This window comes from Rhizobium phaseoli, from assembly GCF_010668805.1.
GTDB lineage: Bacteria > Pseudomonadota > Alphaproteobacteria > Rhizobiales > Rhizobiaceae > Rhizobium > Rhizobium phaseoli_A.
In genome coordinates, this window is the sequence record NZ_WUFT01000010.1 from 147547 (window position 1) to 159909 (window position 12363).

8 protein-coding genes and 1 pseudogene are annotated in these 12363 nt (G+C 63.1%); 3 read left to right on the forward strand and 6 right to left on the reverse strand.

Features of this window, described 5'->3' with window-relative positions; genetic code table 11:
- Window positions 1-19: 19 nt before the first annotated feature.
- The 3 genes from GR197_RS17320 to GR197_RS17330 form a co-directional block, all read right to left on the reverse strand.
- Window positions 20-3727, reverse strand: coding sequence for an AsmA family protein (locus GR197_RS17320; protein ID WP_164011860.1), 3708 nt, complete (start codon window positions 3725-3727; stop codon window positions 20-22).
- A 210-nt stretch (window positions 3728-3937) separates the two neighbouring features.
- On the reverse strand, window positions 3938-5350 hold the full coding sequence (locus GR197_RS17325) for an FAD-binding oxidoreductase (RefSeq protein WP_164011633.1): 1413 nt from the start codon (window positions 5348-5350) through the stop codon (window positions 3938-3940).
- Window positions 5351-5617: 267 nt separating this feature from the next.
- Window positions 5618-6652: an aldo/keto reductase gene (locus GR197_RS17330; protein ID WP_164011635.1), complete on the reverse strand. Its 1035-nt coding sequence runs from the start codon at window positions 6650-6652 to the stop codon at window positions 5618-5620.
- Between the two features lie 92 nt (window positions 6653-6744).
- Between GR197_RS17330 and GR197_RS17335 the strand changes: the two genes are divergently transcribed.
- Window positions 6745-7647, forward strand: coding sequence for a LysR substrate-binding domain-containing protein (locus tag GR197_RS17335; RefSeq protein WP_164011637.1), 903 nt, complete (start codon window positions 6745-6747; stop codon window positions 7645-7647).
- 254 nt (window positions 7648-7901) lie between these two features.
- Window positions 7902-8995 (forward strand): annotated as a pseudogene (locus GR197_RS17340) (AbrB family transcriptional regulator).
- Here the strand turns inward: GR197_RS17340 and GR197_RS17345 are convergent.
- Window positions 8955-9866, reverse strand: coding sequence for an AraC family transcriptional regulator (locus GR197_RS17345; protein ID WP_164011639.1), 912 nt, complete (start codon window positions 9864-9866; stop codon window positions 8955-8957). The pseudogene GR197_RS17340 and the gene GR197_RS17345 overlap by 41 nt on opposite strands.
- A 40-nt stretch (window positions 9867-9906) precedes the next feature.
- Between GR197_RS17345 and GR197_RS17350 the strand changes: the two genes are divergently transcribed.
- On the forward strand, window positions 9907-10314 hold the full coding sequence (locus GR197_RS17350; protein ID WP_164011641.1) for a DUF2000 family protein: 408 nt from the start codon (window positions 9907-9909) through the stop codon (window positions 10312-10314).
- 51 nt (window positions 10315-10365) lie between these two features.
- Here the strand turns inward: GR197_RS17350 and GR197_RS17355 are convergent, their stop codons facing one another.
- Window positions 10366-11031: an OmpA family protein gene (locus tag GR197_RS17355; protein ID WP_003564977.1), complete on the reverse strand. Its 666-nt coding sequence runs from the start codon at window positions 11029-11031 to the stop codon at window positions 10366-10368.
- 253 nt (window positions 11032-11284) lie between these two features.
- The gene (locus tag GR197_RS17360; protein WP_164011643.1) at window positions 11285-12283 is read right to left on the reverse strand and encodes a flagellin; all 999 of its coding nucleotides are present in this window, start codon (window positions 12281-12283) and stop codon (window positions 11285-11287) included.
- Window positions 12284-12363: the final 80 nt, after the last annotated feature.

The window sequence follows — 12363 nt, forward strand, 5'->3', positions numbered from 1 at the left end:
AATCAAATCCGACGCATTTTCATTGCGCCTGAACGCCTGGCACCTGGTCGAAATTGAGCGAACCGGGCAGCGGCCCGCTGCGTCGCGCCGCTTCCGCTTCGGCGGCAGCCCTCGCTTGAGCATCCGCCTTGGCTTTGGCTTCCGCCGTGCGTGCAGCCTCCGCCTCGGCAGCAGCCTTTTGCGCCGCCGCTGCCTGCGCCAATGCACGCAGCCGCTCTTCCTCCGCCTGCCGTTGCTGCTCGATTTCAGCCGCCTTGACGCGCTCGGCGGCGTTGAACCGGTAGAGTGCCGCTTCGCGCCGCAGCCGCTGCTTTTCGAGCACGATCGCTTGTAGCCGCTCGACGCGCCGGCGCTCGCGTTCAAAGGCGCGCAGCGACAGATAGCTGGTGATATCGGTCACATCCATCGTCTTGCCGGGCGACGGCAGCATGCCGGAAAAATTCAGCCTGAGCGCCGGCTCGGCGCCGGACAGCGCTTCCGTGCCCGGATTGAGCCCGACACCCAACGTCGCGGTGATCCGCTCCTCCGGCAGCGCAATCTGTGCATCGGCGGTGATGCGGGCCAGATCGTTGGCGACGGTGACGTTCTGCACGCGCAGTGTCCCATCGGTGATATTAAAGGGGATGCCGAGCGGCGGCAGCTTTGCCTCTCCGTTGCTGAGCAGCGTCTCGACGATCGGATGCACCTTGCCGGCGTTGATCTGCTCTTGCATCGTGTCGGTCGCGGCAAGCAGCGGTGGAAGGATGGCAAGGTTCAGCCCCCGTATGCTGGTTTCGCCGAGCCTCAGTTCGCCCGAACCGTTGAGCGAACTGGCAATCTCGCCGATCGTCTTGCCCGAGGCTTCCATCGACAGCGACAATCCGAATTTGCCGTTGGCGATCGGCGCGCCGTCGCGCAGCCAAACGACGCCGGCAAGATCGGAATCGGCAAGTGCAAGCTTCGTCTGCAGGAACCCGGTACCGTCGGCATTGGTGAACAGCAGATTGCCGGAGAGCTTTCCGCCATCCCAGTTGCCGGCCATGTCGTTGAGCTGCAGCTCGTCTCCCTTGTAGGCGACATTGCTGGCGAAGTCGGTGACCTCCGTTTCCGGCAGGCCGGGCCAGAACTGCTTGGCCGTCAGCTTCACATTGACGTCGAGATCCTTGAAGACGGGCAGCCCGAGCGGCGCCGTCGTCAGCGCGCCATTGGCTGGATCGACGATCTGGCCGAACACCGCCTCGCCGAGCCAGCCGGCATCAGCCTTGGAGAGCGTCACCTCGCCGGACGCGGTCGTCTTCGCAGCCTTCCTGTCGAAGCTCAGCGCGCCTGAAAACTCGTTGTCGGCCGCATGGCCCTTGAGATCGGAAAAGACGATCTTGTCGCTATCGACGGCAGCATTGACCTGCAGGCCGAATGGCAGCCCGGTTCCCGTCTGCGGCAGGGCGATCCCGTTCATGATGAGGTAGGGGTCGATATCGGCGCTGTCGAGCGAAAGCGCGATCTGGCCGTTCATGAAAGTCTCCGGCCGGACATCGACCTTGCCATTGGCGGTGAACGAGGTCCGGTCGGTCGCAAAGGTCAGCGCCGCATCTGCAGGATCGTTGCCCGATGCCTTCACCTTCAGTGTCAGGCGGCCATTGGCGCCGACATCGACCGGCAGCGGGTCGAGCCCGGCCTGGCCGAACAAGACGGACGGCACGGCGTTTTCGAGCGTCGTCTCGAGGCTCGTGGTGCCGTTGCCGGTCAGCGCCAGGAGATCGGACATGCGGTAGTCGAGATTGACACGGCTGCCGTTCGAGACGCCGGCCAGCGTTACCGTCAGGGCGTTGCCCTCATCACCGCCGAGCGTCAGCGCGCCGCGCAGCGCCGTATTGCCATACCAACCGGCATTGCGCACCAGCCGGTCGAGCACCGGGTGATGCGGCAGGTGCTCGCGCAGCATGGTGAAGAAGCCGCCGGGATCGGCCGATTTGAAGGTGATCTCGCCCGCGCCCTTGTAGTCGAGCAGCGAGCCTTCCGCCCTGCCCGTCGCCGTCAGCTCGGCGCCTGCGATGTTCTTGATCGACAGCCGGTCGACGGCAAGCTCGCCGTCGGCGATCGTGAAGGTGGTCTCGACATTTTCGGCATCGACGCCGAAGGCAGTGAACTTATCGGCCTTGAGCTGAGCGGCAATCTTGTGGTCGAGCACGTTGTCGCCGGCATCCTGACCGGTCATCAGCCCGCTCAGCGCCTGCAGCGCATCGAGATCGAGCGTATCGCCGTTCAGCGCCACCGACAGCGTCGGCGTCTGGCCGGAAACCGCCTGGCGCTCCAGCCGGCCCTTCAGCGTCGCCGGCCCGATGGCGATTTCAAGATTTTCGAACCGCTGCAATTCATGTGTCAGGCTGACATTGGCGGAAAAGCCCGCCTGCCGCAATTGCCGGATGGCCGGATCGACCGAGCCGGCAAGCCAGGAGGCAAGTCCCGTCGGCTGGCTGGAGGCCACCACGATCTGGCCGTTGAACGAGGGGTCGCCCTGAAGCAGCAGCTTGCCCTTGCCTTCCACCTGCGTCCGCCCCGGCAGCGTACCGCTGGCGCTGTCGATCATCCAGCCGGTACCGGCCGGCTCTAATTCCAGTTGCACGTCGCGCAGCGTCGTATCGCCGGCGACGATCGCCGGCAGCTTGACGCTCGCCTTGCCCGGCACCTGCGGGATCGGCACCTGCCCGATGACATCGATCAGCGAATTGAGGCGCTGGCGTGCCGAAACCGCCGCATCGCGCGTCGTCTTGCCGGCCTCACCCTGATTGCCGATACGATTGACATCGATCTGCTGCCCGTCGGCGGTCAACAGGAATTCCGGCGCATTGCCGGTATCCAGCGTCGCCTCGCCGGTTATGACATAGGGATCGTCGGTCGGGCCGATCTCCATCCGATATTCGGGAATTCGGATGCGTTCGTTGGTGAGCTCGAAGCGGCCCTTGACGCGCGGCGGCTGCTCTTTCTTGTTTGCCGGCTTGGCACTGTTGCGGTTTTCAATCGCTGCCGAAAGCTGGCCCTGATAGTTCGGCTTGCTGTCGACCAGCTTGAGTTCACCGTCGAGATCGATGCTGACGGGGTGCTTGTCCGGCGAAAGCTTTGTGCGCATGCGCAGCACGCCCTTCTCGTCCGGCTGGCTGCTCGAGATCGAAAAGCTGCCGTGCTCGCCGTCAAGGGCCGCATCGCCCTCGATGCGCCAGGGGCCGGCCAGCGACTTGGCCGACATTTCCGCATTGAAGCCGGTGATGCGGCGCGAACGGCCCGACTGATCGTCGATGAACTCGACTTCGCCGCCACTGACATGCACGTTTTCGAGAACGACGGTTTTCGCCGGTATTTCGGCGCGGCTGCCGCGCATCCAGTCGAGCGTGCCGTCCTTGAGCAATCTCAGGCGCACCTTCGGATTGACGACGCGCATGTCGAAGATCAGCGCCTCTCCCGACAGGAAAGGCGCGAGTTCCGCATCCATGGAGAACTGCTCGACCTGGACGATCGGCGTGCCATCCGCTTCCTGGCCGACGCGCACATCATGCAGCGTGACCGACGGAAACGGCAGGAGCCGCGCATCCACCGTCCCATAGACAGTGACTTTCTTGCCGATGATGCGGCTCGCCTGGTCCTCGAAATTCTTGCGGAAATCCGTCCAGTCGATGAATAGCGGCGCAAGCAGCGCCACAAACAGCGCTACGACGATCACTCCCCCCAGAAAGACGAGGAACCGGCCTACCAATTCAAGCATTCTCCATTCGGGATTCCGGTATCGACACTAGAGCACTTCCAGCAAAAGTGCACAGCGGTTTTGCCGGGAAAAGCGCGAAGTGATGTTCTCAGGCAATTGCGGAAAAACAAAAAGACAGAGCAATTCCGAAGTGCAGAGAACGGAAATGCCCGAGTGCTGTCGATGCCGGGGCGAAGGCCCAAGTTCATGAGAATATTCCGGTCAGCCATGGTGGAAAATCTTGCCGGGATTGAAGATATCGTCCGGATCGAGCGCCTGTTTCACCTGTCGCATCAGATCCACCGCGCCTCCGAGTTCCTGTTTCAGAAACGCCATCTTGCCTTGGCCGATCCCGTGTTCGCCGGTGCAGGTCCCATCCATGTCCAGCGCCCGCCGGTTGAGCCGCTGCACGAAACTCTCGGCCATGGCGATGTCTTCGGCGCGTCTGTCGTCGAACAACAACAGCACATGGAAGTTTCCGTCGCCGGCATGGCCGACGATCGGTCCGAGCAACCCGTGTTCCTCGATATCCGCCTGCGTTTCTGAAACGCAATCGGCGAGCCTCGATATCGGAACACAAACATCGGTCGAAAGTGCGGCAAGCCCAGGCGCCAGCGCCCTTGCAGCCCAATAGGCATCGTGGCGGGCCTTCCAGAGTTTCGTCCGCTCCTCGGCATTGGCGGTCCACAGGAATTCAGCCCCGCCGCATTCTGCCGCGATCTCCGCGAAAGCTGCCGATTGCAGCGGCACCGTCTCGTCGGTGCCGTGGAATTCGAGGAAAAGCGTTGGGCTTTCGGCATAGGAAAGCTGGGAATAGGCATTGCAGGCCCGCATCTGCACGGTATCGAGCAGCTCGATGCGCGCCACCGGAATGCCCATCTGGATCGTCATGATGACGGCATCGCATGCGGCCTTGACGCTCGGAAAGGCGCAGGCGCCGCCGGCGATCTTCTGCGGGATCGCCTGCAGGCGCAGCGTCACCGAGGTCAGGATGCCAAGCGTGCCCTCGGCACCGACGAAGAGCCGCGTCAGATCGTAGCCGGCGGAAGATTTGCGGGCGCGCCGCGCCGTGCGGATTTCCTCGCCATTGGCAGTGACGGCGGTGACGGCAAGCACATTGTCCTTCATCGTTCCGTAGCGCACGGCATTGGTGCCGGAGGCCCGCGTCGATGCCATGCCGCCGATCGAGGCATTGGCGCCGGGATCGATCGGGAAGAACAGGCCGGTATCGCGCAGATGGATATTCAGCGCTTCGCGCGTCACACCCGGCTCGACGGTGCAGTCGAGGTCCTCCGGATTGACCTCGAGCACACGGTTCATGCGGCTGAAATCGATGGAAATACCGCCATTGGCGGCATTGACCTGCCCCTCCAGCGAGGTACCGACGCCGAAGCCGATCACCGGCACCTTGTGGGCCGCACACGCTTTGACCGCCGCCTTCACATCCTCGGCGCTCTCGGCAAAGAGCACGCCGTCCGGCAACTGCGACGGGATGTAGGTGGTCGTATGGGCATGCTGTTCGCGGAAGGACTGGCCGGTCTGGAAGCGCTCGCCGAAGCTCTGCTTGAGAATGCCGAGCACGACAGCGATGCCCGCCTCGTTGTGTGTGCCCGCCTTCGCGTCCTTCAGCGCCATCCCTTTGATCTCCCTGCCATTCCGCCGAAACCGTATCGTGTCCCGCAGGCCACAGCGCCGCGCGTCTTTTCAGATGTGCAAAGGACACTGTAGAACTTTAAAATTGCTGCATAATTTCATCCTTAAATCGATTCCGATTTAAGGAATTATGCAGCAGGCTGGGTATGCGGCAAGTCAAAGCGGCTGTCCAGTTAAGATTGGCAGAAGATTTCATTCCCCCTTTGTTATAGGCCGGTAGCCATACACAAAGTCCGCCGTCCCGGCACCTCAGACGATCGGTGGGTTGAGCCGCGCAAAACCCTCTTGCCGCCGATAGGGGAAATAGGGATAGGGCACTGTTGCGGCGCTGACGGCGTCGAGCCTTTCGATCTGATCCTTCGACAGGCTCCAGCCGACCGAACCGAGGTTTTGCCTGAGTTGCTCTTCGTTGCGGGCGCCAATGATGACGCTCGATACCGTCGGCCGGCTGAGCAGCCAGTTGATGGCGATCTGCGGCACTGTCCTGCCGGTTTCGGCTGCGATGGCGTCCAGCACATCGACGATGTCGAACAGCTTCTCGTCGTCGACCGGCGGGCCATACTGCGCTGTCTCGTGCAGTCGGCTTGACGCCGGCAGCGGTTGGCCGCGGCGGATCTTGCCGGTCAACCGTCCCCAGGCAAGCGGGCTCCAGACGAGGGCTCCAACGCCCTGGTCGGCGCCGAGCGGCATCAGCTCCCATTCGTAATCGCGGCCCGCCAGCGAATAATAGACCTGATGGGCGACATAACGCGGATGGCCGTGGCGTTCGGCGGCGGCAAGCGATTTCATCAGCTCCCAGCCGGAAAAATTCGAAACCCCGACATAGCGGATCTTGCCCGATGCCACGAGCCCGTCGAGCGTCGACAACACCTCCTCGACCGGCGTCGAGGCATCGAAGGCGTGAAGCTGCAGGAGGTCGATATAGTCGGTCCCGAGCCGGCGCAGCGCATCTTCCGTCGCACGGATCAGCCGCGCCCGCGACGTTCCCCAGTCCTGCGGCCCCTCGCCCGTCGGCAGCGCCGTCTTCGTCGAGATCAGCACAGCGTCGCGCCGGCCGCGGATCGCCTGGCCGAGCACCTCTTCCGAGGCGCCGGCCGAATAGACATCGGCCGTGTCGAAGAGATTAACGCCGGCTTCGAGGCAGATATCGACGAGCCTTCGCGCCTCCTCCGCATCGGTATTGCCCCAGGCACCGAACAGCGGCCCGCTGCCGCCGAATGTGCCCGCGCCAAAGCTCAACACCGACACTCTGAGACCGGATGCGCCGAGATTTCTGTAGTCCATGGATCTGTCTCCTTGGTTTCCCATGAGATAGACCTTGTCCGCTTGGTGATATAGATTGCATTCCAGCAAATCATCTGTGACTTGAATTCATCATGAGTCGTCAGGACATCAACCGCTCCGGCGAAATGGAAGTCTTCGTCAGTGTCGTCGAGCGCGGCGGCTTTTCCGCGGCCGCCACCGCCCGGCGCATGACGCCGTCGGCCGTCAGCAAGCTCGTCGCCCGGCTGGAGGCACGCCTCGGCGCCCGCCTCGTCAACCGCTCGACCCGCAAGCTGCAACTGACGCCGGAGGGCTGCGCCTTCTACGAGCGCAGCATCGCCATCCTTGCCGATATCGGCGAGGCGGAACGCCATGCTTCGACCGGCGAGGAGGCCTCGGGCCGCATCCGCATCAATACCAGCGGCTCCTTCGGCAATCATGTGCTGGCGCCACTGGTGCCGGCCTTCATGGCGCTTCATCCCGCCGTGACGCTGGATATTTCCCATACCGACAGGATTGTCGACCTGATGGAGGAACGCGCCGACGTCGCGATCCGCGCCGGCCCCTTGAAGAATTCCAGCCTGATCGCCCGCAAGCTCGGCGCCACCGGCAAGATCATCGTCGCGTCGCCGGATTATCTCAGGCAACACGGCGAGCCACGCTCTGTCGCCGAGCTCAGCCGCCGTTGCCGCATCGGCTTTTCCTACGCCCGCGCCGTCGAGGGCTGGCCGATACGCGAGGATGGCGAGACGGTGACGTTGCCGATCACCCCGGGCGTGCAGGTGGGAGACGGCGAAGCCATGCGGCATCTGGCGCTATCCGGCGCCGGCCTCGCCCGCCTTGCCGCCTTCACCGTGCGCGCCGATATCGACGCAGGCCGCTTGTTGCCGGTGCTCGAAGAGCTCAATCCCGGCGATCGCGAGGAATTCCACGCCCTCTATATCGGTCAAGGCGGCCCGCTGCCGGCACGCGTGCGCGCGCTGCTCGATTTCCTCGCCAGCCACGTGCGTCTGTGATGTATCTCGGTCAAACCAGCAGGATCCGCGACCAACGACGCGCATGAAAACAATGACTTGAAGCGGCCGGATGAATCAATTTCGCAGTTCAGGACGCCGATAAAGCCCGATTTCGCGATTGACCGTCCGCCTCGCACCCGCCTATACCGGACCCGCGCCAGGCGGTTTTTGCCACCGGCCGCTCTTTGTCATGCCGGGGCATCCTCCCACCTTCAGCCTCAGAGCTTGGCGCCGGCCAGGAAAGATACGGGGACATGTCACCGAGCGACGCAAGCCGCCTGCTGCACGATACCGGCCTGCCGAAATGGGCGCTGCTGCTGGCGCTTTCGCTCGCTTTCACCGTCTTCCTCGAACTCTTCGCTCTGCCGGCCTCGCTGCTGATCGGGCCGATGGTCGCAGCGATCTTGCTGGCGCTCACCGTCGGCAAGGGAAAGCTTGATGTGCCCTTGTGGCCGCTGCAGCTCGGTCAGGTTCTCGTCGGCCTCATGATGGCGCGCACCATTACGCCAGATATTCTCGGCACCATGGCAAAGGACGCACCGCTCTTTCTGCTGTTCATCTTCTCGGTCATCGCCATCGCCACCGGCCTCGGCTGGCTGCTGACACACTGGCAGGTGCTGCCGGGAACGACTGCCGTCTGGGGCTCCTCGCCGGGCGGCGCGTCCGCCATGGTCATCATGTCGGAGGCCTATGGCGCCGACGCCCGCCTCGTCGCCTTCATGCAATATCTGCGCGTGGTCTTCGTCGCCGTCGGCGCCTCTGTGATCTCGCGCCTGTGGGTGGCGGCCGACGGCGCCGAGCCGCCGCCGCTCGTCCTCTTCCCCGAGGTCGACTGGCCGGCCTTTGCGACGACGTTAGTTTTTGCGGCCTCTTGTACCTACGGCGTAAAACGTCTGCACATCCAGGGCGGCACGATCATCGTCCCGCTCTTTCTCGGCGCCTTTCTGCAGGGCTCGGGCCTCCTGAAGATCGAGCTGCCGATGTGGCTGCTTGCCATCGCCTATGCGCTCGTCGGCTGGAGCATCGGCCTGCGTTTCACCCGCTCGATCCTTGAACACGTGGCGCGCGCCCTGCCGCGGGTGCGGCCTGCATCGTGCTGTTGATGGCGCTCTGCGGCTGCATGGCGGCGGCCCTCCATATCTTCGCCGGCATCGACCCGCTGACGGCCTATCTCGCCACCAGCCCCGGCGGCGCCGATTCCGTCGCCATCATCGCTGCCTCCAGCGATGTCGACGTGCCCTTCGTCATGGCGATGCAGACCGGCCGTTTCATGGTGATCCTGATGATAGGCCCGATGCTCGCCCGCTTCATCGCCCGCCGTTCCGGCCTTGCGGAAAATCCCGTATAAAGCGCCGCGCAGAGTTGTGGGCGAGCGTCGCCCACTGACCGGGCGTCATGCCATAGGCCTTCTTGAAATGCCGGTTGAGATGGCTCTGGTCGGCAAAGCCCGTTGCCGCTGCCGTATCCGAAATCCCCTCGCCTGCGCCGATCATCGCCCGCGCCTGCTGCAGCCGCCGCATCAGCAGATAGCGATGCGGGCTGGTGGCGAAGGCCGCCCGGAAATGCCGCGACAGCGCGAAACGGTCGAGCCCGGTCACCGCCTCGAGCTCACCGGAGCGTACCGGCCGCGTTGTATGCGCCTCGAGATAATCCCGCGCCGCCCGCGCCTGCCGCCAGGCAACTCCGCCGAACGGCCGGCGCGGCATCGACGCATGCCGGGACAGCCCGCCCGCCACCTGCGACAGGAAATCGTCGACGAAAAGCTCGTCCAGTTCGCGGTCGAGTTCGCCGAGTGCAGCGAGCAGCACACCCGCCAGCGCCGGATCGCCGATGACCGGTTCGCCGACAAAAGGCAGGCCGACCCCATCCGCCTCCAGGCATTCGAGAAGCAACGACGGTTCGAGGTAAAGCATGCGATAGTGCAGCCCGTCCTCGGTCCCCGCCCCGCCGTCATGCTCCTCATCGGGATGCAGCACGATCACCTGGCCCGGCAGGCTGAAACGTTGCTCACCGCGATAGCGGAAGGTCTGCACCCCCTTCAGCGTCACGCCGAGCGCATAGGTGTCGTGACGGTGCGGCTCGAAGGCATTGCCTGAAAACTGCGCCTCGATGCGCTCGATGCCGGGAAAAGCCGGCGCCGCCAGGATGGCGTTGCCGGATGGTCCCGCGCACAAACGTTCAAGACCTTCGAAGGCCTGCGGATGTAGATCCTGGCTCAACACGCCCGATACTCCATAGCCCGAGATGAAAGACCGTCCGATGTTTGATACCAAAATTGCCGTCGTCCTGCGAAACAATCTTGCCGGCTGGCAGAAGCTGAACGTCACCGCCTTCCTGATGACCGGCATCGCCGGTGGGCATCCCGAGATCATTGGCGAGCCCTACAAGGACCGTGTCGGCAATCTCTACAATCCGCTATCGATCCAGCCGATCATCGTTCTCTCCGCTGACGAGGCGACGATGTCAGCCGTCCACCGCCGTGCGCTGGAGCGCGATATCACTTCCTCTCTCTTCATCGAGGAAATGTTTGCGACCGGCCACGACGCGGCCAACCGCGCCGTCTTCGCCGAGTTTGCGCCCGACGATGCCAAGGTGGTCGGCATAGCACTGCGCGCTGAAAAGAAGGTCGTCGACAAGATCACCAAAGGCGCGACGATGCAGCAGTAATAAAAACGGCCGGGCATGGCCCGGCCGCTTCGAAGACTAAAAAAATCCGGCTCAGCCCTGGGTGATCGGCGCGATCTGAATTTCGACGCGGCGGTTCTGGGCGCGGCCGGCCTCGCTCGCATTGGAAGCGACCGGCTGCGAAGGGCCGAAGCCGACGGCTGACACGCGGCGCTGGTCGATGCCTTGGCCGCCGAGGTAATCAGCAACCGAAAGCGCGCGGCGCTGCGACAGGTCCTGATTGTGTTGCAGGCTGCCGGTCGAATCCGTGTGACCGTTGACGTCGATCAGCGTGCGATTGAATTTGCGCAGCACGATCGCCACCGAATTCAGCGTCGGATAGAAGCCCGGCTTCACCGCGTCCTGGTCGACGTCGAAAGTGATGTTCGACGGCATGTTGAGGATGATGTTGTCGCCGTTGCGGGTCACCGAAATGCCGGTGCCTTCGAGCTGGGCGCGAAGCTCTGATTCCTGCTGGTCCATGTAATTGCCGATCGCGCCGCCGGCGAGTGCGCCGACGCCGGCGCCGATCAACGCCGCGTTGCGCTTGCCGTGGCCGCCGCCACCGACAGCTACGCCGACGAGAGCGCCGCCGAGAGCGCCAAGCGCCGCGCCGCCCGCCGTATTGGAAACCTTCTGTTCACCGGTATAGGGATCGGTCGTCGTGCAAGCGCTGAGATAGCTTGCGGCAACAGCCAGAAGTAGGAATTTCTTGATCATGGACAGGACGGTCTCCGTTCAAAGCTGATGCGAGCAAATGGCAAGGATTGCGGCAAGAAAATGAAGATGTCCTCTTGATAGGGAAATTTCAGTCGCCGAAACAGCAGCCATGTTGCGGGAATGCGCTGATATCACCAGTTTTAGTGGATCGACCACGCCGACACCGCTGAAGCAAGGCACAACAATCAACCCTCATGGTGAGGAGGCCCGCAAGGCCGTCTCGAACCACGAGGGCGGGTGGCGGCTCACAACCTTAGAAATTCTGGAACAACTGCCTGACCGTATCATAAGTGGCATTAGCGATATTCAGCGATTGCAGGCCGAGCTGCTGCTGCGTCTGTAGCGCCTTGAGCTTGCTGGACTCCTCCTCCATATCGGCATCGACGAGCCGGCCGATCCCGGCGGCGTTGTTGTCGTGCAGTTTGGTGGCGAAGTCGTTCTGCAGGTTGATGCGCTTTTCCAGCGCGCCGAAGGCCGAACCGACCGTCGTCAGTTGCATCAGCGCGGCATCGACGACGCTGATCATCTGCCCGATCTGGCCTGTCGTCATACCTGTTGCCACCGAAATCACCACCTGGCCGGCGGTGGTGCCGTTCTTGCTCGTCATCAACACGTAGTTCTGTGCGGCGCCGAGTTCGGTCGCGAAATTGGACGAGGTCAGCACGCCGTATTCACCAGAACCGGTGGCACGGTCGTCGATCAAGTAGCGCGCATCCTTGGAGGTCGTGGCTCCGACCGGCGTCGTGTCGATATGATAACTCAGCATGCCGACGGAGACCGTCCCGTCGGCATTGCGGATGAAGGAAGCCGGGATCTGGCGCGGCTGCGTCGGCGTCGCGTCGTTGTTGAGGATCACCCAATTGTCGCTGTTGAAGGTTGCCGATTCCGAAACACTGCGCAGTTGCTCCTGCAACTGCTTGATCTCTTCGTCGACCTTGTTCTTGTCGATGCCGTCTTCGGTTGCGGTGACCAGCTTGGCCTTGATCTCGGAGACGACGTCGATGACGTTCTGGACGCCGGTATAGGCTGTGCCCATCGTCGCAGCCGCCATGCCGAGCGCATCCTGGACGGCCGAAACTGCCTTGTTGTCAGTGCGCGCGGTGGTGGCGACCGACCAGTAGACGCCATTGTCGGCGGCTTTTGCGACACGCATACCGGTCGTGATATGGTTCTGCGTGACCGTCATATTCCGGTTGATATCGCGCAGCACATGAAGCGCCGCGTCTACGGAGACGCGCTGATAAATACTCACGGGAACTAAACTCCAAAACACAAACAGACGCAAACGACACAAGAAATGAACCGTTGCCGCGCGGACATTCATGTCCGGGG